Origin of the sequence: Micromonospora halophytica (assembly GCF_900090245.1) — a bacterium.
Lineage (GTDB): Bacteria > Actinomycetota > Actinomycetes > Mycobacteriales > Micromonosporaceae > Micromonospora > Micromonospora halophytica.
Genome location: NZ_FMDN01000010.1, coordinates 20,368 through 45,455, shown reverse-complemented (window position 1 = coordinate 45,455; position 25,088 = coordinate 20,368). Strand labels below are relative to the sequence as shown.

Genomic DNA, 25,088 nt, shown 5'->3' with positions numbered 1-25,088 from the left:
TCCTACTTCCGCAGCTTCGGGTCGAGGGCCTCGCGCATCGCCTCACCGAGCAGGGTGAACCCGAGGGCGGTGATGATGATCCCCAGGGCCGGGTAGACCGCCAGGCCGGGCCGGATGTCGAGGTACTGCTGCGCGTCGGCGAGCATCACGCCCCACTCCGGCACCGAGGTGTCCGGGTTGCCGAGGCCGAGGAAGGAGAGCGCGGCGGCCTCGATGATCGCGGTGGCCAGGGTGAGGGTGGCCTGGACGATGACCGGGGCGAGGGAGTTCGGCACCACGTGGGTCAGTGCGATCTTCGGCTTCCGTACCCCCAGCGAGGTGGCGGCCAGCACGTAGTCGCTGTTCGCCTGGGAGATCATCGAGCCGCGCAGCAGCCGGGCGAAGACCGGCACGGAGACCACACCGACCGCGATCATCACGGTGGTCAGGCTCGCGCCGAGCAGGGCGGCGATGCTCACCGCCAGCAGCAGGCTCGGCATGGCCAGCATCATGTCGATGAACCGCATCAGGGTGCTGTCGATCCAGCGTCCCCACCGGCCGCCGAGACCGGCCGCGGCACCCGCCACGCCACCGATCAGCGCGCCGACGGCCAGGCCGATCAGCGTGGAGACGACACCGACCAGCAGGGTCTGCCGGGCTCCGACGACCAGTCGGCTGAACTCGTCGCGGCCCTGGTGGTCCAGGCCGAGCCAGTGGTCGCCGTCGATGCCGGGGATGACCCCCGGCTTGATCAGCCCGTCCCGGATGCCGATCGTGTCCGTGGGGCTGTACGGCACCAGGAACGGGCCGACGACCGCCACCACCACGAAGAGCGCCAGGATCACCGCTCCGACGATCGCCGCCGGGTTGCGGCGCAGCCGGCGGAACGCCTCCTGCCAGAGGCTCACCCCCCGCTCGTCGTCCCGGGCGGCCAGCTCGGCGAGCCGGTCGATCTTCTGCTTCTTCTTGCCGCTGGTGATCGTCATCGGACCCTCACCCTCGGGTCGATCAGGCTGTAGGAGAGGTCGACCAGGAGGTTCACCAGCACGTACACCACCGCGATGATCAGGATGAAGCCCATCAGCACCGGGTAGTCGCGCTGGCTGATCGCTTCCGCGACGAAGGCCCCGATGCCGGTGAAGCCGAAGACGGTCTCGGTCAGCACCGCGCCGGAGAGCAGGCCACCGGTGAGCAGGCCGATCGAGGTGACCACCGGGAGCATGGCGTTGCGCAGCACGTGCCGGCGGCGGACCGTCGACTCGGTCAGGCCCTTCGCCTCGGCCGTGCGCACGAAGTCCTCGTTGAGCACCTCCAGCACGCTCGCCCGGGTGATCCGCACGATGATCGCCAGCGGGATGCTGGCCAGCGTCAGGCCGGGGAGCACCAGGTGCCAGATGGCGTCGGCGGCCGCGTCCCACTCCCGGGTCAGCAGGCCGTCGAGGATGAAGAAGTTGGTGATCCGGGTGGCGTCGATCGTCGGGTCCTGCCGGCCCGAGGAGGGGAACCAGCCGAGGTTCTCCGAGAAGATCGCCTTGAAGACGTACGCCAGGAAGAAGACCGGGATGCAGATGCCGATCAGCGAGCCACCGACCGAGAGGTGGTCGAGCAGCCGGCCCCGACGCCGGGCGGCGAGGTAGCCCAGCGGGATGCCGACGCCGATCGCGAGCACCAGTGCCATGACGGTCAGCTCGACGGTGCCGGGGAAACGCTCCAGGAACTCGGTGACCACCGGACGCTTGGTGGCGGTCGAGGTGCCGAGGTCCAGGCGGAGCAGCCGCCGGACGAAGCGGGCGTACTGCACCATGATCGGCTCGTCGAGGCCCATGTTGCGACGGATCGCGGCGCGCATCTCGGGGGTGCCACGCTCACCGAGGATGGCGGTCTCCGGACCGCCGGGCAGTCGACGGAGCCAGATGAAGAGCAGGAGAGAGAGCCCGAACAGCGTCGGTATCAGCTGGAGCAGGCGTCTGACGATGAACCGGAACACGGCGGCCTCGAAGGGGGTGCGGAGGGGTGCGGGCGGGCGCCGTGTAGACGGCGCCCGCCCGCGTTCCTTACCTCAGGTCAGGACTTGAACTCGGCGGTGGCGTACCGCTCGTCGGTCAGCGGGCTGGCCTTGATGCCCGTCACGTCCTTGCCGAACACGATGGCCGGCGGCGAGTGCGACACCGGGACACCCGGCAGGAAGTCCATGATCGCCTTGTTGAGGGCCTTGTACTTCTCCACCCGGGCCGCCTGGTCGGCGGTGCTGTCGGCGTCGCGGAACTGGTCGAACAGGGCCTTGTTGTTGAAGCCCCACTCGTCCTTCGGCCGGTCGAAGAAGGTGCCGATGAAGTTGTACGCGTCGCCGTAGTCACCGGTCCAGCCGAGGAAGTGCAGGTCGTGCTTGCTGCCGGAGGTGGTGGCGTTGAGGTAGTCCGGGCTCCACTTCAGCGGGATCGCCTCGACGTTGATCCCGACCGCCTTGAGGTCCGCCGAGAGCAGCTCGAAGATGTCCTTCGGGTTCGGCATGTACGGCCGGGTGACCTCGGTCGGGTAGTGGAACTTCAGCGTCAGGTTCGACGCGCCCGCCTCGGCCAGCAGCTGCTTGGCCTTCTCCGGGTTGTAGTCGTACTTGGTGACGTCGCCGTTCCAGCCCTCGACGGTGTCCGGCATGAAGTTCATCGCGACCTTGGCGCCCGGGGGCAGCTTCGAGTCGACCAGCGCCTGACGGTTCAGCGCGTACGCGATGGCCTGCCGCACCTTGAGGTCACCCAGCTTCGGGTTGCCCTTCTGGTTGATCGCCAGGTAGAGCACGTTGAACGCCGGACGGGTCAGGACGTTGAAGCCGTCCTTCTTCAGCGGCTCGACGTCGGCCGGGCCGACCAGGTCGTACCCCTGGATGTCGCCGGAGCGCAGCGCCTGCTTGCGCGCGTTCTCGTCCGAGATGGTCTTGAAGACGAGGGTCTTCAGCTTGGCCTTGTTGCCGTGGTAGTCGTCGTTGCGCTCGATGGTGAGCGTCTTGTTCGCGATGTCCCAGGACTTGAACTTGAACGGGCCGGTGCCGGTCGGGTGCTCCATCGCGTAGGACGGGTACTTGATGTCCTCGGCGGTGCCGCCCACGTTGCTGGCGTCGTACTGATCCAGCGCCTTCGGGCTGTGGATGGAGAACGACGGCAGCATCAGCGCGGCCGGGATCTTGCTGGAGACCCGGGTGAAGGCCAGGTCGACGGTGGCGGCGTCCTTGGCGGTGCAGGACTTGAAGAGGCTCGGCGGCAGGTCCGCGCTCTCGTTCTTGGCGAAGCCGCCCATGACGTCCTGCCAGTACGCGGTCACGTCCGGGCTCTGCATGAGGCCCTTGGCGTTGAACCAGCGGTCGAAGTTCTTGCAGACCGCCTCGGCGTTGAACTCGGTGCCGTCATGGAACTTCACGCCGGACTTCAGCTTGAAGGTCCACGTGGTGCCGGCGGCGTCCGGCGTCCAGGACTCGGCCAGGCCGGGGGTGACCTTGGTGCCACCCTCCTCCGGACGGACCAGAGTCTCGAAGACCTGACGCGCCACGCGCAGCGACTCACCGTCGCTGGCGAAGCTCGGGTCCAACACCTTCGGGTCTCCGGCTACGCCGAAGACCAGGGTGTCCTTCTTGCTACCGCCGCTGTCTTCACGGTTGCTCTCGGCGCAGCCTGCTACCGCGAGGGCCGCGACCGCGACGGCCGCGATCGCGGCCTTCGGCCTGGGTGCACGCATGGTGCTTCACCTCGTCCTTGGGGGTACGGACAACGTGGTGACAGGGGTCACCGATGGCGGTGACCATAGCCCCCGGGTGGACGCTGCGGAAACCGGCGAATGGCGGGTTGGTATCGGATCGTGTCCCAGCCGCGACTGAGCCGAAGAATCGAAGGTAGAACACCGGCTTTGCCGAACGATCCGAAAGTGCGATGCCAAACTGTTACGTCGCCCTGACCGCTCCGGGCCTCAGGTGTCAGATCATTTGCGGTCCGCGTCGACCCGAACCGGGATGCGCACGACGGCACGGACCAGGGCTCTCGACGGACCCGGGCCCTGCCCCCGCAGACGCCCGACAGGGGTCGGCCGCGTACGCGGCCGACCCCTGCACGACGGTCACCTCAGATCGCGCGACGCCCCTCGAACGCGCGGCCGAGGGTGATCTCGTCGGCGTACTCCAGGTCGCCGCCGACCGGCAGGCCGCTGGCGAGCCGGGTCACCGCGATCCCCATCGGCTTGACCATCAGGGCCAGGTAGGTGGCGGTCGCCTCGCCCTCGGTGTTCGGGTCGGTCGCCAGGATCAGCTCGCGGACCGTCCCGCTGCCGAGCCGGGTCATCAGCTCGCGGATGCGAAGGTTGTCCGGCCCGATGCCCTCCAGCGGATTGATCGCCCCACCGAGCACGTGGTAGCGCCCGCGGAACTCACCGGTCCGCTCGATCGCCACCACGTCCTTGGGCTCCTCGACCACGCAGAGCACCTCGTCGGTGCGGCGCGGGTCGCGGCAGATCCGGCACTGCTCGGACTCGGCGACGTTGTAGCAGGTGGTGCAGAACCGGACCAGGTCCTTGACCTTGCGCAGCGCGCCGGCCAGCCGGTTGACGTCCGCCGGATCCGCGGACAGGACGTGGAAGGCGATCCGCTGGGCGCTCTTCGGGCCCACGCCCGGCAGCCGTCCCAGCTCGTCGATGAGGTCCTGGATGGCGCCCTCGTACATCTGACGGCTCAGAACCCGGGCAGGCCGAGGCCACCCATGCCGCCCGCGACCGGGCCCATCTTCTTCTCGGTCAGCTCCCGGGCCGCCTCGGCGGCGTTGTGCAGGGCAGCGACGACCAGATCCTCCAGGGTCTCGACGTCCTCCGGGTCGACCGCCTTCGGGTCGATCTTGATCGACTTGATCTCACCGGCGCCGGAGACGGTCGCGGTGACCAGGCCACCGCCGGCGGTGCCGGTCAGCTCGGCCTCGGCCAGCTCGGCCTGGGCCTTGGCGATCTGCTGCTGCATCTTCTGCGCCTGCTTCAGCATCTGCTGCATGTTCGGCTGTCCACCTGGGCGCACGGATGGCTCCTTCTCGCACTCGTCTGCTCGGCCGCGCCCAGCCTAGTCGGGCGACGGCACCCGTCCTCGTCGACCGGCACCCGCTCAGCGCGCGTCGACCTCGTCGATCTTCTCGGCGCCGAACGCCTCCCGGAGCAGTGCCACCGCCTGCTCCTCGCTGGACTGCCGGGCGGTCCGCTCGTCGATCACGTCGTCCAGCGGCTCGTCGCCCGGGTCGAACCCCTCGTACGCCGGGGTCGCCGCCGGCTCGGGACGACCCCCGCCGCGCAGCGGCCCGTCGTAGTCCGGGTCGTACGGCGGCTCACCGGCCCAGTCCGGGTCGGCGGTCCGGCGCGCTGGCTGGGCGGTCCGCTGGGCCTTGCCGCCGCCGGCCGCCGCCGCAGCCGCCCGGGCCGCAGCGATCGCGCTGCTCACCGGCGCGGCCGGCGTCGTCGCCGGTCCGGCCGGCTTCGGTACGGCGGGAGCGGCCGTCGCGGTGGCCGTGGCACCGCCCGGACGGGCCGCCTGCGGCCAGTCGTCGGTGGCGCCGGCCGGGGCGGCACCCCCCGGACGGGCCGCCTCGGGCCAGTCCGCCCCGCCACCGGGGCGGGCCGGCTCGGGCCAGCCCTGGTCCTCGTCCGCGCCGCCCGGTGAACCGGCGCGGGCCGTCGAGGAGGCGTTCGGGCCCGTGCCGTGGGCACCCGAGTGGCCGGAGCCACCGCCGGAGGCGGTCGGGCCGGCTGCCGGCCCGGCGGAGCCGGCGTGATGCGGCGTGCCACCGGCCGCCGGAGCACCCGCACCCTGCCCGCCACCCGCAGCGCCGCCGGAGCCGGTCGGGCCGCCGGTCACGCCCGGCTGACCGCCACCGACAGCGCCGGTCGGGCCGGGATCGCCACCGGCCGCGCCCAACTGGCCGCCACCCGTCGGACCGTCGGGCGTGCCGGGCCGGCCGCCACTCATCGGACTGCCGGACGTGCCGGGCCGACCGCCGCCGGTCGAGGCGTCCGCAGCGCTCCGGCCGGACCCGGCCGGGGTGACGGACGAGCTACCGCCGCCGGGTCGCGCCGAGCCGTCGGCAGCCGGGCCGGCCCCGGCCGGGGCCGCGGGCGGCGGGGACGCCGGTCGGGCCGGGGCGGCGGAGCGGGCCGGACCACCGAGGGAGACGCCACCGCGCTCGCCGGCCACCTCGCAGCGGATCTGCCAGCGCCCGCCCAGTTCCTCGTAGAGCGCGTCGGTGAGCACCTGCGCGTTGTCGGACATCATCTTCGCCAGCACCGACGACTTCACGGTCAGCACCAGCGCGTCACCGTCCAGATCCCGGACGACGGCGTCCCGCATGAGCGCGGCGATCCGCTTGTTGGTCCGGTTGACCTTGCCGACCACGTCCGGCCAGACCCGGCGTACCGCGACGGCGTCCAGCGCGCCCGGCGGGGCGGAACCCGGGCGGGGCGGCGCGGGGGTGGCCGGGTCGGGCATCACCGCCGACGGCGGCACGGGACGAGGTGCGGGCGACGGGCCGGCGGAGACCGGGGAGGGGTCGGCCGGCGACTGCACGGGACGGGCACCGGCGGCCGCGGCGCGAGCGGCGGCCACCCCGGACGGGGCGGCGGCAGCCGCCGGCGTGCCGGCGGTCTCCGGGTCGGGCGCGGCGGCAGCCGCGGGCGGGGCGGGAGGCTCCTGGCGTACGCCGGAAGCGGGCGCGGCCGACGCGGAGCCGGCGGCGGCCGACGGCAGCTCGACACCACCCAGGGTGAGCCGGCGTTCCATCCGCTCCAGGCGCTGGAGCAGGCCCCCGGTCGAGTCGTCCGCGCCGGGCAGCATCATCCGGGCGCAGATCAGCTCCAACAGCAGCCGGGGCGCGGTGGTGCCCCGCATGTCGACCAGGCCGTTGTGCACGATGTCGGCGCAGCGGGACAGCGTCCCGGGGCCGAGCCGCTGGGCCTGGGCGGCCATCCGCTCGATCTGGTCCGCCGGGCCGTCGATCAGGCCCTTGGCGGCGGCGTCCGGCACCTGCTGGAGCACGATCAGGTCACGCAGCCGCTCCAGCAGGTCGGAGGCGAAACGGCGCGGGTCGTGGCCGGCCTCGGCCACCCGGTCGACGGTGGCGTACGCGGCCGCGCCGTCCCCGGCGGCCAACGCGTCGCACATCTCGTCGATCAACGCCGAGTCGGTGACGCCGAGCAGCGCGGCGGCCCGGGCGTAGCTGACACCCTCCGGGCCGGCACCGGCGATCAGCTGGTCGAGCACGGAGAGGCTGTCCCGGGCGCTGCCGCCGCCGGCGCGCACCACCAGCGGGAACACCGCCGGCTCGACCTTGACCCCCTCGGCCTCGCAGAGCTGCTCCAGGTACGGCCGCAGCACCTTCGGCGGGATCAGCCGGAACGGATAGTGGTGGGTCCGCGACTTGATCGTGCCGAGGACCTTCTCCGGCTCGGTGGTGGCGAAGATGAACTTGACGTACTCCGGCGGCTCCTCGACCAGCTTGAGCAGGGCGTTGAAGCCGGCCGACGAGACCATGTGCGCCTCGTCGATGACGTAGATCTTGAAACGGCTCCGGGCCGGCGCGAAGATCGCCTTCTCGCGCAGCTCACGGGCGTCGTCGACGCCGCCATGGCTGGCCGCGTCGATCTCCAGCACGTCGATCGAGCCGCCGTCGGTGGCCAGTTCCCGGCAGGACCCGCACTGCCCGCACGGCTCCGGGGTGGGGCCCTGCTCACAGTTGAGCGAGCGGGCCAGGATCCGGGCGCTGGAGGTCTTGCCGCAGCCGCGGGGACCGGAGAAGAGGTAGGCGTGGTTGAGCCGCCCGCTGCGCAGCGCCTGCGACAGCGGCTCGGTGACGTGCTCCTGCCCGATGACCTCGGCGAAGGTGCGCGGCCGGTACTTGCGGTAAAGGGCCAGTGCCACCCGTACCGCCTCCTCTCGACCGAGCCATTCTGCGCCGGTCGGGCGCGGGTGACCACCCACCACCCCGTGACCTGACCCGCAGGTACGGTACCGGCGCCCGGAGACGAAAAGGCCTCCCGTGCACCCGGCAGAGCTCGCTTATCCTTGCTGCCTTCCGGCCCTGGGGAGGTTCACGAGATACCGCCGCACGGGAGGTACCGCCAACCCTACCCGACGTCGCGTGGATCTTCAGGGGGTGGTGGGGTGGCCGGCCGGGCGGAGACCTGTATTCTGGCTCGCGGAGGATTCGCCTAGAGGCCTAGGGCGCACGCTTGGAAAGCGTGTTGGGTTAACACCCTCACGAGTTCGAATCTCGTATCCTCCGCTCGCTTGAGCAGGACAAACGGAAGGGCCGGCCCCGTCAGGGACCGGCCCTTCCGTCGTCTCTACGGTCGCTCTCGTCTCAGTCGTCGTCTCACTTGCCCTGTTCCTACCCGCCTGACCACCCCCCTGCGGCCCCGGTCCCGGTACCGTGCCCTGATCGACGGCGGAAAACCCGTCGTACACATGTTCCATCCACAGGGTGTGGACGGCGGAGGGATCCGATGAGTTACCAGCTCAGCGCCGTCGTCGCGGACGTCGAGCTGCTGCGCGAGCAGACCGTCGACCTGGACCACGCGGTCCTCGCCGCGCTCCGCCAGGACTTCGCGCTGCTGCCGGTCACTCCGCAGCTGGTGCAGGAGCTGACCGGTGGGCTGCCCGACTTCACCCCGGGCGAGCCGTCCGCCGCGCAGCCGTTCGAGCTGGTCCTCTCGCCCGCGTTGGAGAGGCTGCTGGCCCGCTGGTCGCGGCAGGGGCCGGTGGCGTACCTGGAGGCGGAGTTCGCCGGCGGGCTGGGACGGCAGGCGGCCGCGGTCTGGCTGCACGGGCGGGTCACCTTCGGCCCCCGCTACGACGACAGCTTCGAGTCTCCGCGCCCGGACTGGCCGATCAACGCGGCGCTGGCCCGGCTGGGCGCGGAACCCGGCCGGTGGATCGACCCCTTCGCCGAACTGGGGTTGCACCTGGAACGGAACACCGCCGGCTGGCTGACCCACGGGCGGCGCGGGCTCTCCGCCGACTACTGGGACGAGCTGGCCGAGGAATGGGAAGAGCAGCAATCCGGCGATCAGCAGCAACCTGGACGCCCTGGTTCCGTTGGGGACTGGGGGCTTCCATGAAATTGCGACAATTCCTGTTCATTGCGGCGCTGCTGACGGCTGCCTCGATCTCCGGCAGCGGTGTCCGTCCACAAGGGCCCAACATGCCCGCACGGCCGATCGGCGCCACCGAGGTGGTCGGTCTGCACGGCCTCGGCGACGCCGAGTTCGGCGACACCGAACAGGAACTGGCCCGACGCGGAGTGCTGCGCGCCGACGTCGACGCCTGCGGACCGACGCTGACCGGGCACGAGTCGGCCAGCCCGATCTTCGTCGACGACCGGCTGGTGCTGCTCTGGCTGGACGACCCGATGAGCACCCCGGAGGGGATCACCGTCGGCACCCCGGTCGACGCGGTACGGGCCAGCTACCCCTACGCCGCCCCGCTGGCCGCTCCACAGGGGACCTACCGGTTCCACGGGCTGCTCGCCCGCGACGGCGACCGGGCGTACCTCTTCCTGCACGACGGCACCGCCGTACGCGAGATCATCGCCGGGTACGCCGACTGGGCCCGCCGCCTCTTCGACGAGGGCTACGGCCCCTGCTGAGCCCCGACGGCCTCCGACCCGAGGCTCCGGCCCGGCGGGACCACCAGTTGACGGTGGTCCCGCCGGACCCCGCCGAACAGGTCCTGCACGCGGAAACGCCCGCCCGGCCCGTCAGGACCGGCCGGGCGTCTGCGTGTCGACGGTGCCGCCGATCAGAAACCGCCGCCGCTCTGCGGCCCGGCGACCCGCTTGCCGTACCCCATCGGCCAGATCCGGTCGGTACGCAGGCTGCCCCCGCTCCACGAGACGAACTGCGGCACGAGCCCGCCGGTGGAGCCGTGGAAGGTGACCATCGAACCGGACGCGTAGCCGGGCGTGTCGCCGGCCACCTCCTCACCGGGCGAGGCCACGACGGCGTCCAGCGGACCGGTGTCGTCGAGGTTCAGCACCGCGACCGACTTGCCGAACTGGTCACCGCGCTCGACCGTGCCCGGGATGTCGGCGTGGTTCTGGTCGAACGCCTGCGCGCCGCTACCGGTGACCCCGGCGGCGGAACCCTTGAGCAGGGTGATCACGCCCGCCTGGCCGGTCGGGCCGACCTCCTCGCCGGGGGAACCGACCAGCACGTCCGCCCTTCCGTCGCCGGTCACGTCACCCGTCGCCAACGACGCGCCGAAGTGGTCGTCGTTCTCCGGCGTCCCCGGCACCCCGGCGGTCCACTGGGTGAAGATCCGGACCTCGGTGCCGGACAACCCGGCGGTACGCCCGGTGAAGACCGCGACCAGGCCGCCGTTGAGGTGCGGGGTCTGCGCACCGGGCGCGCCGACCACGACCTCGCCCAGCCCGTCACCGTTCGCATCGCCGACGGCGAGCGTCGCGCCCAGGTGCCAGGCGATGACGTCGCCTCCCCCGGCCGCGCCGTACACCGCGGCGCCGGTGACCGAGGTGGCACCGGTGGACGACACCCCGGTCGGCGAACCCCACATCAGGGTGACCATCCCGCTGCCGTGGTAGGACACGCCGTCGTTCTCCCGGAGCGCGCCGATCACCAGGTCTTTGTAGCGGTTGTTGTCGACATTGCCGATCGCCAGCGAGTAGCCGAAGTAGTCGTCGCGCTCGGCCGCACCGGGCACCCCGGCCTGGTCCTGCTGGAGGTACTGGGCACCGGTGGTGGTGAGACCGGTCGACCCGCCGTAGAGGACGGTGACCGAGCCGGCGGCCGTCTTCGTCCCGATCGCCTCCCCGTACGCGCCGATGGCGAGGTCCTCACGACCGTCGCCGTTGATGTCGCCGGCCGCCAGCGACGCGCCGAACCAGTCGTAGTTCTCCGACGCCCCCGGGACACCGGCTGAGCTCTGGTTGAAGTGCTTCGCCGCGCCGACCAGCAGTCCGACGCTGCTCCCCGGGATGACCCAGACCCCGCCGGCGTGCGCCTTGTTGCCCGGATCCACCTCGTCCATGTTGCCGATCGCCAGGTCGTCGTACCGGTCGCCGTTGAAGTTGCCGGCCACGACCGCCGAGCCGAAGCCGCTGCTACCACCCTCCGGCGACTGGCCGCCGATCAGGTAGTCGACCTGTGGCGCGGAGGAGTACCGCACCACGACCAGACCTGTCGCACCATGCGGCAGGTCGTAGTTCATGGGTTCACTGCTGACGGCGAGGTCGTCGACGCCGTCGCCGTCGAAGTCGGAACGGGTGCCCCCGTTCCCTCGCACCGGCGTGGTCGCCTTCGCCACCCGGTGGTGTTGCAAAACGACGCCGTCTCTCGTGATGACCTGGACGTCGTCCGCCGCTCGGGCGGGAGCGCCGAGCGCCAGCCCGGCCAGCACCGCCACCAGCGACACACTCATGGTTCTTCGGCCCACCAAAACCCCCGCTCGTCGTGGACTGCCCCGACACGGTAAAGGCATGGACGGACGACGATAACTGGGTGAATGGGTGGGTCGTCCGCCGTCCGGGTGGCCGCGTACGCCGAACGGTGGATCCGTTAGAAGCTCAGACCTGAATGTCGGCAGCGCGGACGAGGGCCCCGCGGCGTGCCACATAGGACACGGCAAAGCCCGACAACAAGACCACCAACATCGGCAACAGGCCGGCGTCCTGAGACATTCGAACCCACAGCGGCGTATCGGCACCGCTGCCCGGCTCACCCAGTTTCTTCACCGCGCCCGTCAGTGCGGCGGGCAACCACAGCAGAGCGTACTCCCGGGGGGCCTCGGTCGCGCTAAACCTCACCACCACAAACGCGACCATCGCCGCGTGAATCGCGATGAGTCCACCGACCACGCCGACCACGCCTGCAAGGCGTGAGTGTGAGCGCGTCACCAAGAGGACGGTGACCAGAAGGACGGCCCCCCATAGCAGGGCGGCAAGCACCGCCGCCAGCGAACGGGCGCCGAGCGGCCCCGTGATCACCGTCAACACCGTCACCGACGCGGCAAGGGCTCCCACCAAGGGCGGAAGTCTCCAGCGATGCCGCTTGGCCAGCACCCTGCCAAGGAGTACAGCAACCGCCAAGAGCACAGCCACAGCCCCGGAAAAGAACAAGACCTCGGACGACACCGGCGCCCCTCCCCGTACGGTCCATGGCGTGACAGCGGACGATACCGGTAGCGCGTGGGCTTCGCCGCCCCTGAGAGCGGATCTCATCGTCGGGGGACCGAAACTGAGACCACAAGCGGAACGCCCGGCCGATCCTCGCGGATCGACCGGGCGTTCTCGCTGTTCACGAGCGGTGGCGGCGGGATTTGAACCCGCGGAGGGCGTAAACCCTCACACGCTTTCGAGGCGTGCTCCTTAGGCCACTCGGACACGCCACCGCCGACGAGGGTACAGGACCTCGGGTTCGGATGCCGAACCGGTATCCCCCCGGTCGGCCTGGCAGGATCTTCGCCATGAGTACGCACATCGGCGCGAAGCCGGGAGAGATCGCCGAGCGGGTCCTGATGCCGGGCGACCCGCTGCGGGCCAAGTGGATCGCGGAGACCTACCTCGAGGACGCCACGTGCTACTCGACGGTCCGGGGCATGCTGGGCTTCACCGGCCGCTGGAACGGCGTCGAGGTGTCCGTCCAGGGCTCCGGCATGGGCATGCCGTCCGCCTCGATCTACGCCCACGAACTGATCAACGAGTACGGCGTGAAGACCCTGATCCGGGTCGGCTCCTGCGGCGCCCTCACCGAGGATCTCCAACTGCGTGACGTGGTCGCCGCGATCGGGTCGTCCACCGACTCGAACATGAACCGGGTGCGTTTCGACGGGTTGATCGACTACGCGCCGGTGGCGGACTTCGGCCTGCTGCGTACCTCGGTCGAGGTGGCCGAGCGGCGCGGCATCCGGATGCACGTCGGCCCGATCCTGGCGGCGGACGCGTTCTACACCGATCGGCCGGACCTCTACGACGCGCTCGCCGACTACGGCGTGCTGGCCGTCGAGATGGAGTCCGCGGCGCTGTACACGATCGCGGCCCGGTTCAGGGCGCGGGCGTTGACCATCCTGACCGTCAGCGACCACATCAAGACCGGCGAGAAGACCACGTCGCAGGAGCGCGAGCAGACCTTCGGCCAGATGGTCGAGATCGCCCTGGACACCGTCGTCGCCTGAGCCGCCGGCCCCGCCGCCCCGCCGTTCGTCCTGGACGGCGGGGCCGTTCCGTAAGGGTGACCACGGTCACCCCATAAAACTATACGACCGGTCGTGCTTATTTATTAGTCTCTGCCCATGACAGTCGACGGACGCCTCGCGCGTGGCGACCGGACCCGCAGCGCCGCGCTGGACGCCGCCGTGGTGCTGGCCACCGAGGTCGGTCTGGACGGGCTCTCCCTCGCCCGACTCGCCGACACCCTCGGCGTCAGCAAGTCCGGTCTCTTCGCGCACTGGCGGTCCAAGGAGGCGCTCCAGCTCGCCACCGTCGACCGGGCCGTCGAGCAGTGGCAGGAGCGGATCGTCGGGCCGGGCCTGCGCGCCCCGGCCGGCGTACGGCGACTCTGGGCGCTGCACCAGGCCCGGATCGACTTCTACGCCGCCCGGGTGCTCCCCGGCGGCTGCTTCTTCGCCAGCACGGACTTCGAGTACAACGCCCGTCCCGGTCCGGTCCGGGACCGGCTCGCCGAGGTGTTCGGCCGGTGGACCGCGTTCCTCGAACGGCTCGTCCGGGAGGCCGTGGAGGCCGGTGAAATCCCGGCCGGCACCGACGTGTCACAGCTGGCGTACGAGATCGACGCCCTCGGGATCGCCGCCGCGATGCGCTCGCGGCTGCTGGACCCCGACACCGCCTACCGGCACGCCCGCCAGGGTCTGCTGGACCGCCTGCGGGCGCTGTGCCCCGATCCCACCCTGCTACCGGAAGGTGGTCTCCCGTGACCCACACCGTCATCGACCCGCCCGCCGTCGAGTTCGGTCACGTCGAGCACGTCACCGTGCACTTCGACGACCTCGACGCCCTCGGCATCCTGCACAACGCCCGGTACGCGGTACTGCTGGAACGCGCGCTGTCGCCGTACTGGGCCGCCCGGGGGATCTCCTTCCGGGGCGGCTCGGCCAGCGCCCCCGACGTGTTCCACGCGGTCCGCGAGTTCACCATCACCTTCCGCGCCCCGATCACCGGGACCGGGCCGGTGGCGGTGCACTTCTGGCTCGACCACTTCGGCACCAGCAGCGCCGAGTACGGCTACCAGTTCCGTTCGCCGGACGGCCGCACGGTGCACGCCGAGGGCCGGCGGGCGATCGTCCGGCTCGACCCGGCGACCCTGCGGCCCACCCGGTGGACCGATGCCGCCCGCGCGGTGGCCGCGACCCTGCTGCGTCCCGCCGCGACCCCGGCCTGAGGCGGCACCGGCCGGCCGGGGTCCGTGCGCCGGCCGACCGGGAACGTCGGCACGGTCAGCGGAAGAAGGCCCGCAGGACGGCGGCGTTCTCCGCCTCCAGCACCCCGCCGTAGACCTCGGGGCGGTGGTTGAGCCGGCGGTCGCGCAGCACGTCCCAGAGCGACCCGGCGGCCCCGGTCTTCGGCTCCCACGCGCCGAAGACCACGGTCGAGATCCGGGCCAGCACCAGCGCGCCCGCGCACATCGTGCACGGTTCCAGCGTCACCACGAGGGTGCAGTCGTCCAGCCGCCAGCGGCCGAGCCGCTCGGCGGCCCGGCGCAGCGCCAGCACCTCGGCGTGGGCGGTCGGGTCCCCGGTCAGCTCACGCTCGTTGCGTCCGACCGCCAGCTCGGTGCCGTCCGGGCCGTAGACCACCGCACCGACCGGCACGTCGTCGACCGGCACGCCACCCCCGCCGCCCGTCGGGGCGGCGACGGCCGGCAGGTCCGGGCCGGTGACCGCGACCTCCAGCGCCCGGCGCATCCACAGCTCGTGCCGCTGCCGGCGACCCGGCCCCTCCGGTCCGGCCAGCCCCTCGACGGCCCCTGGGCCGACCCGCCCGACCGCGCCGGGGGCGGGCTGTCCCGGTCGTACGGTCCCCAGGGCCGGGTCGGTGGCATCGGCCGGCTCGGCGGCGCCCGCCAGCGGCGACCCACCGCCGGAGAGTTCGGGCCCGCCCGACGACGGCTCAGACCTCACGCAGTTCCTCGACCTCGTCGGCGCAGCCGAGCACCTGGCACACCTCGGCGGTCACGTCGGCCGGGAGCATCCCCTCGTGAGCGCAGAGCCGGAGCAGTTTCTGGGCGGAGATGCCCAGGTCGGCGAGGATGTCCGCGTCGCCGACCGGGTCGGCCTCCGGGTCCACCGCGGGCTGCTCGCTCTCCTCGCCGCCACCGGTGGCGGACCGGGTCTCCTCGGTGTCGTCCAGCCCGGTGACCGAGGTCTTCAGGTCGCCGACGAGCAGCGCCCCGAGGCGGGACTCCTCGGCGTACGCCGAGTCGGAGCCGAAGATCCGCAGGTCCTCCCCTTCGTCCAGCCGCAGGATCACCAGGTACGTGTCGTCGGCCTCGACGAAGAGCAGGGAGAGGTCGGCGTCCGGCTCGACGTCGCGCAGTCGGTCGGCCACGTCGTCGACGTCGGTGGCACCGCGCAGGTTCACCTCTGCGGCGGTCCAGCCGCCCTCGACGCGCACCACGGCGGCAGCGAAGTACGACACGGTTCCCCCAATGGCCTCGGCACAGCTCGCCGACTCGTTACGCGTGCACGTTAACCGGTCGGGTCGGCAGGCGACCGGTCAACGCCCCGAAGGGCGGGTCATTGGAGGAAAGTCGGCTCAGCCCGCGACGCGGCGACGGGTCGCGATCAGCTGGCGCAGCTGTTCGGTCCGTTCCCGCTGCGGCCGCTCGCGCTTGCGCACCGCGCGGGCCCCCGCCAGCTCGGAGAGAATCTGCAGGCGGCGACGGCTGCGCTCAGGGTCGAGCCGCGGGGTGGTCCAGGCCATGCCGGAAAGCGTCCCCAGTCACAGCGGGTACGTCAAGATGGCGTTCGAAACGGAGTGGACCCCTCACCGGACGTCACCACATCGGCCAGTCCGCGCTGGTGGCCCAGCGGACGAGCACGACCGCGAACGCGATGCTCCAGCCACCCGCTGTGACGATCGCCACCCCCGTGGCGACGCCCCGGTCGCCGTGACGGGCCAGGGCCAGGGCGGCCAGCCAGGCGATCCCACCGGCGACCACGGTCCACCAGGCGTAGCCGGTGACGTCCCGGCCGAGGAGGCCGAACAGCGCCAGCCAGGTGGCGGCGAGAGCGGCGCCTGCGGCCACTCCTCCGCCGGTCACCGGGTGCGGTTCGCGCCAGGTGGGCCGGCGCGGCGGCCCGGAGGGGAACAACCCCGAGGGGGTACGCGCCAGGAACTGGCCGGCCGCCGGCTTGGCGGGGTACGCGGGCTGACCGTCCATCTGGTGTCACTGCTCCCGTCCACGGGTCCCGGTGCTCCTCGGGCACCGTCCCACCGTATCGGTCTGTCAGGATTGCCGGATGTCCTCGCGATCGATCGGCCGCCGTCGTAGCCGGTCGGCGTACCCGGTCCTGCTGCTGCTCGTGCCGGCGCTGCTGGCCGGCTGCGCGGGCGGGGACCGGCCGGCGGCAGGGCCGAGCGCGGTGTGGGACACGCCGGGCGGGCCGGCCACCGCGGCGCAGCCGGCGGCGACGGACGCGAGCCCGACGCCGCGTGCCACCTCGCCGTCGCCGAGCCGGTCGCCGGCCCGGCGGGTCTTCCCGGTACGCGCGGACGACGTCGCCTACCACCCGACCCACTCCACGTACCCGGGCGCGGACATCTTCGCCGACTGCGGCGAGCCGGTGGTGGCGGTGACCGACGGGACGGTCCTGGAGGTGAGCCGCGTCGACCGGTTCGACAAGCGGGGACCACGGGGGCCGTACAACGGCGGGCTGTCGGTGTCGTTGCTCGGCGACGACGGGGTGCGGTACTACGGCTCGCACCTGCGCGTGATCAGCCCGGGCGTGGACGCCGGGGTTCGGGTCCGCGCCGGGCAGCAGCTGGGCGAGGTGGGCCGGACGGGTAACGCGAACAACGTCTGTCACCTCCACTTCGGCCTGTCGCCGAAGTGCACCGGGCACGACGACTGGTGGATCCGGCGCGGGGTCGTCTGGCCGGCGAAGTACCTGGACTCCTGGCGCCGGGGCGGCAACCGTTCACCGGTCGCGGAGGTGACCACGTGGGAGCGCGAACACGGCTGCCCAGGGGCCCCGCGCGCCAGCTGAGCAGGCCCGGCAACGGTTCCGTCATCTGAGGGACACATTGACGAAAGGCTTGTGACTCAGTTAACGTCCGATTCAGAGAGAGCGCTCTCTCACGTAACAAACCTCCCTGATTCCGACGAACTGCGCGGCCGACCCCGTATCCCGGCGCGCTGGAGGACAGATGAAACCTCCCGTCCCACACCGCCGCACCCCCTGGGTGCTCGCCTCCACCACCGCACTCGCCGTCTTCGTTGCCGGCCTCACCTTCACCGCCGCCACCGGCACCGCCGAAGCTGCCACCGTCGGCGCGGGCAGCTACACCACCGACCGGGTGGGACCGCTCCCCACCGGCTGCGGTGAGATGTCCACCAACCCCCGACAGTTCGCCACCGCCAACGCGCCGGCCGGGCCGATCCCCACCAACGACTGGTGGTCGTCCCTGCTGTGGAAGAAGACCAACTGCTCCTTCAGCGAGCCGCTGCACGCGCACCCCCTGTCGTACCAGGCGTTCACCGACGGCCTCGGCTTCTCGGCCACCTCCACCCCCACCATCAGCGGCACCGCCACCGGGGTGGGCGAGTTCAAGTACGCGTACTCGGAGGACTTCCGGGTCGGCGTCACCGCGCTCGGCGTGCCGATCGTCAAGGTCGACGACTGGAGCGACTGGACGGTCAGCCCGTACTGGAGCGACGGCGTCCGCACCATGCGCGCCACCATCGGGCACGGCCTGCCGTTCTCGTACTTCGAGACCAGCGGCGGCGAGGCGAACATCAACCCGACCGGGGGCAGCCCCACGGTCTGGTCCAACAGCGGCTCCACCATCGGCTTCACCATCAAGGGCCACGACTACGTCGCCTACGCCCCCACCGGTGCCAGCTGGTCGGTCAGCAATGGACGGATCACCTCCAACCTGGCCGGCAAGGGCTACTTCTCCATCGCCCTGCTGCCCACCACGCCGACGACCGAGGCCACCGTCCGCGCCGAACTGGCCGCCACCTACGGCCAGCACGCGCACGCCCACATCACCGGCACCCGCGTCTCGTACGCCTACAACCAGGCGTCCGGCACGGTGAACACCACGTACGGCTTCACCACCGAGGCCAAGCAGGGCACCACCACGAAGACGGTGGTCAGCCTCTACCCGCACCAGTGGAAGGCGCTGACCGGGTCCACCCCGCTCACCCTGACCTACCCGTCGGCCCGTGGCCGGATGAAGGTGCTCGCCGGGGTCAGCGAGTTCCGCACCTCGATGAAGTACCACGGTGTGCTGCCCGAACTGCCCGCCGTCGGCACCGGCAGCGGCGCGGACCTGGCCCAGCTCAAGGACCAGCTCGCCGCGCTGCGGGGCAACCCGATGGACGCCCGCGGCGGCGACACCTACTGGACCGGCAAGGGCCTCGGCCGGGCCGCCCGGATCGCCGAGATCGCCGACCTGGTCGGTGACACGGAGACCCGTACCGTCGCGCTGAACGCCATCCGCACCACGCTCAACGACTGGTTCACCGCGGCGCCGGGGAAGACCGCCCGGATCTTCTACTACGACGAGAACTGGGGCACCCTGATCGGCTACCCGGCGTCGTACGGATCCGACCTGGAGCTCAACGACCACCACTTCCACTACGGCTACTTCATCGCCGCCGCCGCCACCCTGGCCAAGTTCGACCCGTCCTGGGCCCGGCAGGACCAGTACGGCGGCATGGTCGACCTGCTGATCCGGGACGCCAACAACTACAGCCGCAGCGACACCCGCTTCCCCTACCTGCGTGACTTCGACATCTACGCCGGTCACGACTGGGCCTCCGGGCACGGCTCGTTCCACGCCGGCAACAACCAGGAGTCCTCGTCGGAGGGGATGAACTTCGCCAACGCGCTGATCCAGTGGGGTCAGGCCACCGGCAACACCGCCGTACGCGACGCGGGCGTCTTCATCTACACCACCCAGGCGGCGGCGATCCAGGAGTACTGGTTCGACGCCGACGACGAGAACTTCCCGGAGGGCTTCGGCCACTCCACGGTCGGCATGGTCTGGGGTGACGGCGGCGCGTACGCCACCTGGTTCAGCGCCGAGCCGGAGATGATCCAGGGCATCAACATGCTCCCGGTCACCGGCGGCCACCTGTACATGGGCTACAACCCGGACTACAACAAGGTCAACTACGCCGAACTGGTCCGCAACAACGGCGGGGAACCCACCGTGTGGCGGGACATCCTCTGGCAGTTCCTGGCCCTCGGGGACCCGGACGCCGCACTGTCCAAGCTGCGGGCCAACCCCGGGTACACCCCGGAGGAGGGCGAGAGTCGGGCACACACCTTCCACTGGATCCGCAACCTCGCCGCGCTGGGCCAGCCCGACACGTCGATCACCGCCAACCACCCGCTGGCGACGGTGTTCAACCGCAACGGGTCCCGCACCTACGTGGCGAGCAACATCACCGCCACGCCGCTGACGGTCACCTTCTCCGACGGGACCAGCCTCACGGTCGCCGCCGGGAAGACCGCCACCAAGGGGGCGCACACCTGGAGCGGTGGCAACGCCAACGGCGGCATCGACCCGACGGGCTCGCCCTCGCCGGACCCGTCCGAGACCAGCCCCAGCCCGGACCCGAGCGAGACCAGCCCGAGCCCGGACCCGTCCGAGACCAGCCCGAGCCCGGACCCGAGCGAGACCAGCACGCCGCCGAGCGACTCGCCGACCCGCTACCTGCTCCCCGCCGGGGGACTCGCGGGTGCCGGCACCCCGTCGACCGTCACGGTCGCCGGCGCCGGCGGCGCCAACCGGGACGGAACTCCGCACAATCCCTTGGTGTTCACCTCGACCGGCCTGGACATGACCTACGCCGGGGGACAGACCACGTTCGACCTGTTCCTCGACGCCAACCAGGCGGTCGGCAACGGGGTGCAGGCCCGGGTCTCCTACGACCTGACCGGCGACGGCACCTTCGACCGGGTGGAGACGTACCGCTACTTCGCCACCGACCCGGTGCCCGGCTACGAGCACTACACCCAGAACGTCGGCCTGCTCTCCTCGACCGGCACGCTGGGCAACCTGTCGAACGGCACGGTGAAGGTGGAGGTCTGGTCCGCCATCGGCGTCAACCCGACCACCCTCGGCATCGGTGACCAGTCGTTCGTCAAGCTCCCGTACGCCTGATCCGCCGCACCACCACCAGTCCGCGCCGCCGGTCGCACCCCGACCGGCGGCGCGGACGCGTAGGTTGCAGGGCATGACCGCGCGGGACCCTGTCGCCGACCTTCGCCGGATCGCCTTCCTGCTGGAACGGGCCAACGAGGCCACCTACCGGGTACGGGCGTTCCGCTCCGCGGCGAACACGCTGTCCGGCATGCCACCGACGGAGGTCGCCGAGCGGGCCCGGGCCGGGAAGCTGACCGAGCTGACCGGGGTCGGCGACGTCACGGCCCGGTGCGTGGTCGAGTCGCTGGCCGGGGAGGAGCCGGTCTACCTGCGCCGGCTGGTCGCCACCGAGGGCACCGACCTGGACGCGGCGGCGACCGCGCTGCGCACCGCGCTGCGCGGCGACTGCCACACCCACTCGGACTGGTCGGACGGCGGATCGCCGATCGAGGAGATGGCGCTGGCCGCGGTCGAGCTGGGTCACGAGTACCTGGTGCTGACCGACCACTCACCCCGGCTGAAGGTGGCCCGCGGCCTCACCGCCGACCGGCTGCGCAAGCAGCTCGACCACGTGGCGGCGGTCAACGAGGCGCTGCCGAAGGGCTTCCGCATCCTCACCGGCATCGAGGTGGACATCCTCGCCGACGGCTCGCTGGACCAGGACGAGGAACTGCTGGCCCGCCTCGACGTGGTGGTCGGCTCGGTGCACAGCGGCCTGAACGACGACCGGGCGAAGATGACCCGCCGGATGTTGGCCGCGATCGCCAACCCGCACCTGGACATCCTCGGTCACTGCACCGGGCGGATGGTGGCGTCCCGACCGGCGGGGGTGAAGGGCCCGGGTGACCGGGCGCACCGGCCGCGTACCCGGGCGGAGAGCGACTTCGACGCGGACGCCGTCTTCGCCGCGTGCGCCGAGCACGGCGTGGCCGTCGAGATCAACTCTCGGCCGGAGCGGCAGGACCCACCGAAGCGGCTGATCCGGCGGGCGCTGGAGGCCGGCTGCCGGTTCGCGATCAACACCGACGCCCACGCCCCCGGCCAGCTCGACTGGCAGCGCTTCGGCTGTGAGCGGGCGGCGCTCTGCGGGGTCCCCGCCGACCGGGTGGTCAACACCTGGAAGGCCGACCGCCTGGTCAGATGGGCCACGACCCGCCGGTGACCCGGCCGCGTCCCGACCGGCCCGGGTTCGCCCGGGTCAGCGGGCCACGGGTTCGACGGCCGGCACGGCGGGAGCGCCGGCGCCGACGGTCGGGCGGGGCCGACGGCGGCCGATCAGGCCCTGGGCCACCGCGACGCCGAGCAGCACGACAAGCGCACCGACCGGCTGGTGCCAGTTCAGCCGCTCGCCGAGCACCAGCGCGCCGATCAGCACGGCGAAGACCGGGATCAGGTAGGTCACGGTGGAGGCGGTGCTCGCTCCCGCCACCCGGATGTTGCGCAGGTTGATCACGAAGGCCAGGCCGGTGCCGAGCGCGCCGAGCGCGACCACGCTGCCCAGCACCGGCAGCGACAGGTCGGCGGGGACCGGCGGCGCACCGGCCACCAGCGGCCCGACGACCGCGAGCTGCGCCGTCGCCACGAGCAGCTGCGCCGCCGACAGCGACAGACCGGAGTACGCGCTGCCGGCGATGAACTTCTTCTGGTACGGAATCGCGACGCCGTAGCAGGCCGCCGCCCCGAAGCACATCAGCTGGCCGACGAAGTGCGCGCCGCCGACGCCCTCCCAGACGCCGAGCACCACCAGCACACCCAGGAAGCCCAGCCCCAGACCGACCGCCGCCCGCACGGTCAGCCGCTCGGTACGGAACACCAGCACCGCCAGCGGCAGCACGATCAGCGGCGTGGTGGCGTTCCAGATGCCGGCGAGCATCGACTCGACCCGCTGCTCACCGAAGCCGAAGAGGGTGAACGGGACCGACACCCCGAACGCGGCGACCACCACCAGGTGCGCCCAGACCCGGGGCTCGCGGGGCAGCCGGTCACGCAGCACGGCGAGCACCACCAGCAGGGTGGCCGCGCCGGTGGCGACCCGGTAGAGGGTGAGGTGCAGCGGGTGCAGCTCCTCGACGCCCACCTTGATGAAGAGGAAACTCGAACCCCAGATCGCCGCGAGGGCGACGAAACCCGGCAGCCAGCTGCGCAGCGCCGCCTTGTCAGGAGTGGTGTCGGCTGTCACCCCTGACACTCTGCCCCAGGGGTACGACGAAGTCCCGCGATATTCGGACGCCGTGTCGACCGCCACAGTCACCCCCGTGCCGCGAACTCCGACCCGGGCGGAACTGCTGCCGTGGCCCGACCCGGAACCCCCGCGCCGCCGTCTCGTTGATCCGCCGGGAGGTGTCACGGTTGATGCTGCTCACGCGCGGGGTGGAGCCGGTTCCCGACCTGGACGGCCGGTGGACGATCCAGCGGGCCGAACGCCACCTGCGGGTCGGGGAGCTGGCCGGCGCCCGCCACGAGTGCGTGGACGGCCGGCTGATGGTCAGGCCGTTCCCGCCGGCCACCGAGAGCATCGCCATGGCAGGCCTGGCCAGCGCCTTCGTGCCGGCGGCCGAGGCGACCGGCCGGCACGTGTTCGGGCGGGTCAACCTGACGTTCTCCCCCACCTGCTGGATCCAGCCGGACGTCACCGTCCTGCACACCCTTCCCGCCTCCGACGAGGAGGAACGCTGGGTGCCGGCCGCGCTCTGCACCATGGCGGTGGAGTTCGTCCGGCGCGGGGCCCCGCCCGCTCGTCGAGGAGCCGGTCCACAGCCGGCCGAGGACCGGGTCGATCGGGTGGACCGACGGCGGCGGTGCGCCGAGGCGGGTGTGCCGTGGTTCCTCCGGGTAGCGCTGGACCGGCGACCGCACCGGATGACGGCCGAGTTGTTCCGACGTACCGACGGTGGTGGCTGGGCACCGGCCGCAAGGGCGGTCGGCGGGCAACGGCTGCGCGTCCGCGCCCCCTTTCCGATCGACTTCGCCCCGGCGCGACTGCTGCCCTGAACACGCCAAACACGGTCGACATCCGGGCCGGTGCGTCACGTAGGGTCGCACCGTGGGACGAATCGATGACCTCGCGAACCGCTACGTGGCCGACTGGGCCCCGCTGAGCCCGACCGGCGCCACCTACGTCGGCATCTCCGGCTACGACGACCAGCTCGACGATCTCTCCCCCGCCGGCTACGAGGCCCGGGCCGAGCTGACCCGGCGCACCCTCGCCGACCTCGACGTCACCGAACCGGAGACCGAGGCGGAGCGGACGGCCAAGGAGGCCATGCAGGAGCGCCTCGGCCTGGACCTCGCCCGGTACGACGCCGGCGAGGTGACCAGCGAGGTCAACGTGATCGCCAGCGGGCTGCACGAGATCCGGATGGGATTCGACCTGATGCCCACCGAGGGGGACGAGGCGAGGGCGAACATCGCCGCCCGGCTCAACCGGTTCGCCGCGACCCTGGAGGGCTACAAGACCACCCTGCGCGAGGCGTCCGCCGCCGGCCGGGTCAGCTCGAAGGTGCAACTGGTCGAGGTGGCCAAGCAGTGCGACGTGTGGACCGACCCGGACGGCGACGACTTCTTCCACGGCCTGGTCGAGCGGCTGGGCGCGGACGGCACGCTCGGCGCCGAGCTGCGTCGGGGCGCGGCCGCCGCCACCGCCGCGACGGCGGAGTTCGGCCAGTTCCTCCGTACCGAGCTGGCGCCGCACGGGCGGGACAAGCAGGCCGCCGGCCGGGAGCGGTACGAGCTGGCCTCGCAGTACTTCCTCGGCGCGAAGGTCGACCTCGACGAGACGTACGCCTGGGGTTTCGCGGAGCTGGCCCGGCTGGAGGCCGAGATGGCCGCGGCGGCCGGGAGGATCGTCGGCCCGGGCGCGACCATCGACGAGGCCGTCGCGGCGCTCGACGCCGACCCGGCCCGGACCATCCAGGGCAAGGAGGCGTTCCGGGACTGGATGCAGGCGCTGGCCGACAAGGCGATCAGCGACCTGCACGGAACCCACTTCGACATCCCGGAGCAGGTCCGCCGGATCGAGTGCTGCCTCGCCCCGACCAGCGACGGCGCGATCTACTACACCGGCCCGAGCGAGGACTTCTCCCGGCCGGGCCGGATGTGGTGGGCGGTGCCGCAGGGCATCACCGACTTCTCCACCTGGCGTGAGGTGACCACCGTCTACCACGAGGGCGTGCCGGGTCACCACCTCCAGGTCGCGCAGACCGCCGTCCGCGCCGAGCTGCTCAACCGTTGGCAGCGACTGCTCTGCTGGGTCTCCGGGCACGGCGAGGGCTGGGCGCTCTACTCCGAGCGGCTGATGGACGAGCTGGGCTACCTGGAGGACCCGGGCGACAAGCTGGGCATGCTCGACGGGCAGGCGTTCCGTGCCGCCCGGGTGATCGTTGACATCGGCATGCACCTGGAGCTGGAGATCCCGAAGGACAACCCGTTCGGCTTCCACCCGGGGGAGCGGTGGACGCCGGAGCTGGGTTGGGAGTTCATGCGGGCACACTGCCGGGTGCCGGACGAGAACCTGCGTTTCGAGCTGAACCGCTATCTGGGCTGGCCGGGTCAGGCGCCGTCGTACAAGGTGGGCGAGCGGATCTGGCTGCAGGCCCGGGAGGAGGCGAAGGCCCGCAAGGGCACCGACTTCGACCTCAAGGAGTTCCACCGGCAGGCGCTGGATCTCGGCTCGCTCGGGCTCGACCCGCTGCGCAGGGCGCTGGCCCGGCTCTGAGCTGTGGGACCGGGGGCGGGCGGGACGACCCGCCCCCGGTC

At 71.8% G+C, this 25,088-nt stretch carries 23 protein-coding genes, 2 tRNA genes and 1 other RNA gene; 11 read left to right on the top strand and 15 right to left on the bottom strand.

Going from position 1 to position 25,088, the window contains the following annotated elements:
- Positions 1 to 2 precede the first annotated feature (2 nt).
- The 7 genes from GA0070560_RS15460 to ffs all read right to left on the bottom strand — a co-directional run bounded on the left by GA0070560_RS15460 (position 3) and on the right by ffs (position 8,100).
- A complete protein-coding gene (locus GA0070560_RS15460; protein WP_091297244.1) occupies positions 3 to 965 on the bottom strand; it encodes an ABC transporter permease in 963 nt (320 codons plus the stop codon).
- Positions 962 to 1,966: an ABC transporter permease gene (locus GA0070560_RS15455; protein WP_091297241.1), complete on the bottom strand. Its 1,005-nt coding sequence runs from the start codon at positions 1,964 to 1,966 to the stop codon at positions 962 to 964. Before GA0070560_RS15455 ends, GA0070560_RS15460 begins: the two co-directional genes overlap by 4 nt.
- 77 nt (positions 1,967 to 2,043) lie before the next feature.
- Complete coding sequence (locus GA0070560_RS15450) at positions 2,044 to 3,705, bottom strand: ABC transporter substrate-binding protein (RefSeq protein ID WP_091297237.1); 1,662 nt, start codon at positions 3,703 to 3,705, stop codon at positions 2,044 to 2,046.
- A gap of 380 nt (positions 3,706 to 4,085) precedes the next feature.
- Positions 4,086 to 4,679, bottom strand: coding sequence for a recombination mediator RecR (gene recR, locus GA0070560_RS15445; RefSeq protein WP_088976521.1), 594 nt, complete (start codon positions 4,677 to 4,679; stop codon positions 4,086 to 4,088).
- Between the two features lie 8 nt (positions 4,680 to 4,687).
- The gene (locus tag GA0070560_RS15440; protein WP_231933697.1) at positions 4,688 to 4,996 is read right to left on the bottom strand and encodes a YbaB/EbfC family nucleoid-associated protein; all 309 of its coding nucleotides are present in this window, start codon (positions 4,994 to 4,996) and stop codon (positions 4,688 to 4,690) included.
- A 108-nt stretch (positions 4,997 to 5,104) separates the two neighbouring features.
- Positions 5,105 to 7,903, bottom strand: coding sequence for a DNA polymerase III subunit gamma and tau (locus GA0070560_RS15435; RefSeq protein ID WP_091297234.1), 2,799 nt, complete (start codon positions 7,901 to 7,903; stop codon positions 5,105 to 5,107).
- Positions 7,904 to 8,010: 107 nt separating this feature from the next.
- Positions 8,011 to 8,100, bottom strand: an RNA gene (gene ffs / locus GA0070560_RS15430) — signal recognition particle sRNA small type.
- Between the two features lie 82 nt (positions 8,101 to 8,182).
- Here ffs and GA0070560_RS15425 point away from each other — a divergent pair.
- From GA0070560_RS15425 to GA0070560_RS15415, 3 genes are all read left to right on the top strand, one after another.
- Positions 8,183 to 8,267: transfer RNA gene (locus GA0070560_RS15425), tRNA-Ser, on the top strand.
- A 220-nt stretch (positions 8,268 to 8,487) separates the two neighbouring features.
- Positions 8,488 to 9,102: a hypothetical protein gene (locus GA0070560_RS15420; RefSeq protein ID WP_091297230.1), complete on the top strand. Its 615-nt coding sequence runs from the start codon at positions 8,488 to 8,490 to the stop codon at positions 9,100 to 9,102.
- 32 nt (positions 9,103 to 9,134) lie between these two features.
- Positions 9,135 to 9,629 carry a hypothetical protein gene (locus GA0070560_RS15415; RefSeq protein ID WP_425412654.1) on the top strand — a complete coding sequence of 165 codons (495 nt, stop codon included), beginning with the start codon at positions 9,135 to 9,137 and terminating at the stop codon, positions 9,627 to 9,629.
- A gap of 152 nt (positions 9,630 to 9,781) precedes the next feature.
- Here GA0070560_RS15415 and GA0070560_RS15410 read toward each other — a convergent pair whose 3' ends face one another.
- From GA0070560_RS15410 to GA0070560_RS15400, 3 genes are all read right to left on the bottom strand, one after another.
- Positions 9,782 to 11,419 carry an FG-GAP repeat protein gene (locus GA0070560_RS15410; protein ID WP_091297225.1) on the bottom strand — a complete coding sequence of 546 codons (1,638 nt, stop codon included), beginning with the start codon at positions 11,417 to 11,419 and terminating at the stop codon, positions 9,782 to 9,784.
- Between the two features lie 145 nt (positions 11,420 to 11,564).
- Positions 11,565 to 12,131, bottom strand: coding sequence for a hypothetical protein (locus GA0070560_RS15405; protein WP_091297221.1), 567 nt, complete (start codon positions 12,129 to 12,131; stop codon positions 11,565 to 11,567).
- Between the two features lie 170 nt (positions 12,132 to 12,301).
- Positions 12,302 to 12,388: transfer RNA gene (locus GA0070560_RS15400), tRNA-Ser, on the bottom strand.
- 75 nt (positions 12,389 to 12,463) lie between these two features.
- On the opposite strand from GA0070560_RS15400, the gene deoD reads away from it, so the two are divergent.
- The 3 genes from deoD (at position 12,464) to GA0070560_RS15385 (ending at position 14,394) form a co-directional block, all read left to right on the top strand.
- The gene (deoD, locus tag GA0070560_RS15395; protein ID WP_091297218.1) at positions 12,464 to 13,171 is read left to right on the top strand and encodes a purine-nucleoside phosphorylase; all 708 of its coding nucleotides are present in this window, start codon (positions 12,464 to 12,466) and stop codon (positions 13,169 to 13,171) included.
- Between the two features lie 117 nt (positions 13,172 to 13,288).
- The gene (locus GA0070560_RS15390; RefSeq protein WP_091297214.1) at positions 13,289 to 13,930 is read left to right on the top strand and encodes a TetR/AcrR family transcriptional regulator; all 642 of its coding nucleotides are present in this window, start codon (positions 13,289 to 13,291) and stop codon (positions 13,928 to 13,930) included.
- Positions 13,927 to 14,394 carry an acyl-CoA thioesterase gene (locus GA0070560_RS15385; RefSeq protein WP_091297211.1) on the top strand — a complete coding sequence of 156 codons (468 nt, stop codon included), beginning with the start codon at positions 13,927 to 13,929 and terminating at the stop codon, positions 14,392 to 14,394. The genes GA0070560_RS15390 and GA0070560_RS15385 overlap by 4 nt, the downstream gene beginning before the upstream one ends.
- Before the next feature lie 55 nt (positions 14,395 to 14,449).
- Here the strand turns inward: GA0070560_RS15385 and GA0070560_RS15380 are convergent, their stop codons facing one another.
- The 4 genes from GA0070560_RS15380 to GA0070560_RS15370 all read right to left on the bottom strand — a co-directional run bounded on the left by GA0070560_RS15380 (position 14,450) and on the right by GA0070560_RS15370 (position 16,395).
- On the bottom strand, positions 14,450 to 14,917 hold the full coding sequence (locus GA0070560_RS15380) for a nucleoside deaminase (RefSeq protein WP_091297686.1): 468 nt from the start codon (positions 14,915 to 14,917) through the stop codon (positions 14,450 to 14,452).
- 205 nt (positions 14,918 to 15,122) lie between these two features.
- The gene (locus tag GA0070560_RS15375) at positions 15,123 to 15,650 is read right to left on the bottom strand and encodes a tRNA adenosine deaminase-associated protein (RefSeq protein WP_091297208.1); all 528 of its coding nucleotides are present in this window, start codon (positions 15,648 to 15,650) and stop codon (positions 15,123 to 15,125) included.
- Positions 15,651 to 15,767: 117 nt separating this feature from the next.
- Positions 15,768 to 15,935 (bottom strand): hypothetical protein, encoded by a 168-nt coding sequence (locus GA0070560_RS28735; protein WP_170839425.1) that lies wholly within the window; start codon positions 15,933 to 15,935, stop codon positions 15,768 to 15,770.
- A 73-nt stretch (positions 15,936 to 16,008) separates the two neighbouring features.
- On the bottom strand, positions 16,009 to 16,395 hold the full coding sequence (locus tag GA0070560_RS15370) for a hypothetical protein (protein WP_091297204.1): 387 nt from the start codon (positions 16,393 to 16,395) through the stop codon (positions 16,009 to 16,011).
- A gap of 79 nt (positions 16,396 to 16,474) precedes the next feature.
- Between GA0070560_RS15370 and GA0070560_RS15365 the strand changes: the two genes are divergently transcribed.
- The 3 genes from GA0070560_RS15365 to GA0070560_RS15355 all read left to right on the top strand — a co-directional run bounded on the left by GA0070560_RS15365 (position 16,475) and on the right by GA0070560_RS15355 (position 21,495).
- Entirely contained in the window at positions 16,475 to 17,221 is a 747-nt protein-coding gene (locus GA0070560_RS15365) for a M23 family metallopeptidase (RefSeq protein WP_091297201.1), read from the top strand.
- 160 nt (positions 17,222 to 17,381) lie between these two features.
- Positions 17,382 to 20,351 (top strand): glycosyl hydrolase, encoded by a 2,970-nt coding sequence (locus GA0070560_RS15360; protein WP_091297199.1) that lies wholly within the window; start codon positions 17,382 to 17,384, stop codon positions 20,349 to 20,351.
- A 73-nt stretch (positions 20,352 to 20,424) separates the two neighbouring features.
- A complete protein-coding gene (locus GA0070560_RS15355; protein ID WP_091297196.1) occupies positions 20,425 to 21,495 on the top strand; it encodes a PHP domain-containing protein in 1,071 nt (356 codons plus the stop codon).
- 36 nt (positions 21,496 to 21,531) lie between these two features.
- On the opposite strand, the gene GA0070560_RS15350 is transcribed toward GA0070560_RS15355, so the two are convergent.
- Complete coding sequence (locus GA0070560_RS15350; RefSeq protein ID WP_170839424.1) at positions 21,532 to 22,512, bottom strand: DMT family transporter; 981 nt, start codon at positions 22,510 to 22,512, stop codon at positions 21,532 to 21,534.
- Between the two features lie 173 nt (positions 22,513 to 22,685).
- Here GA0070560_RS15350 and GA0070560_RS15345 point away from each other — a divergent pair, with 173 nt between their 5' ends.
- Positions 22,686 to 23,324, top strand: coding sequence for a Uma2 family endonuclease (locus GA0070560_RS15345; protein ID WP_091297189.1), 639 nt, complete (start codon positions 22,686 to 22,688; stop codon positions 23,322 to 23,324).
- A gap of 52 nt (positions 23,325 to 23,376) precedes the next feature.
- Entirely contained in the window at positions 23,377 to 25,047 is a 1,671-nt protein-coding gene (locus GA0070560_RS15340) for a DUF885 domain-containing protein (RefSeq protein WP_091297186.1), read from the top strand.
- The last annotated feature ends 41 nt before the right edge of the window (positions 25,048 to 25,088 follow it).

What these genes read in the sequence shown, in the direction of transcription:
- GA0070560_RS15460 (WP_091297244.1), bottom strand. Translation starts at nt 965, where the DNA reads ATGACGATCACCAGCGGCAAGAAGAAGCAGAAGATCGACCGGCTCGCC.
- GA0070560_RS15450 (WP_091297237.1), bottom strand. Translation starts at nt 3,705, where the DNA reads ATGCGTGCACCCAGGCCGAAGGCCGCGATCGCGGCCGTCGCGGTCGCG.
- recR (WP_088976521.1), bottom strand. Translation starts at nt 4,679, where the DNA reads ATGTACGAGGGCGCCATCCAGGACCTCATCGACGAGCTGGGACGGCTG.
- GA0070560_RS15440 (WP_231933697.1), bottom strand. Translation starts at nt 4,996, where the DNA reads ATGCAGCAGATGCTGAAGCAGGCGCAGAAGATGCAGCAGCAGATCGCC.
- GA0070560_RS15420 (WP_091297230.1), top strand. Translation starts at nt 8,488, where the DNA reads ATGAGTTACCAGCTCAGCGCCGTCGTCGCGGACGTCGAGCTGCTGCGC.
- GA0070560_RS15410 (WP_091297225.1), bottom strand. Translation starts at nt 11,419, where the DNA reads ATGAGTGTGTCGCTGGTGGCGGTGCTGGCCGGGCTGGCGCTCGGCGCT.
- deoD (WP_091297218.1), top strand. Translation starts at nt 12,464, where the DNA reads ATGAGTACGCACATCGGCGCGAAGCCGGGAGAGATCGCCGAGCGGGTC.
- GA0070560_RS15390 (WP_091297214.1), top strand. Translation starts at nt 13,289, where the DNA reads ATGACAGTCGACGGACGCCTCGCGCGTGGCGACCGGACCCGCAGCGCC.
- GA0070560_RS15380 (WP_091297686.1), bottom strand. Translation starts at nt 14,917, where the DNA reads ATGCGCCGGGCGCTGGAGGTCGCGGTCACCGGCCCGGACCTGCCGGCC.
- GA0070560_RS28735 (WP_170839425.1), bottom strand. Translation starts at nt 15,935, where the DNA reads ATGGCCTGGACCACCCCGCGGCTCGACCCTGAGCGCAGCCGTCGCCGC.
- GA0070560_RS15370 (WP_091297204.1), bottom strand. Translation starts at nt 16,395, where the DNA reads ATGGACGGTCAGCCCGCGTACCCCGCCAAGCCGGCGGCCGGCCAGTTC.
- GA0070560_RS15365 (WP_091297201.1), top strand. Translation starts at nt 16,475, where the DNA reads ATGTCCTCGCGATCGATCGGCCGCCGTCGTAGCCGGTCGGCGTACCCG.
- GA0070560_RS15360 (WP_091297199.1), top strand. Translation starts at nt 17,382, where the DNA reads ATGAAACCTCCCGTCCCACACCGCCGCACCCCCTGGGTGCTCGCCTCC.
- GA0070560_RS15355 (WP_091297196.1), top strand. Translation starts at nt 20,425, where the DNA reads ATGACCGCGCGGGACCCTGTCGCCGACCTTCGCCGGATCGCCTTCCTG.
- GA0070560_RS15345 (WP_091297189.1), top strand. Translation starts at nt 22,686, where the DNA reads ATGCTGCTCACGCGCGGGGTGGAGCCGGTTCCCGACCTGGACGGCCGG.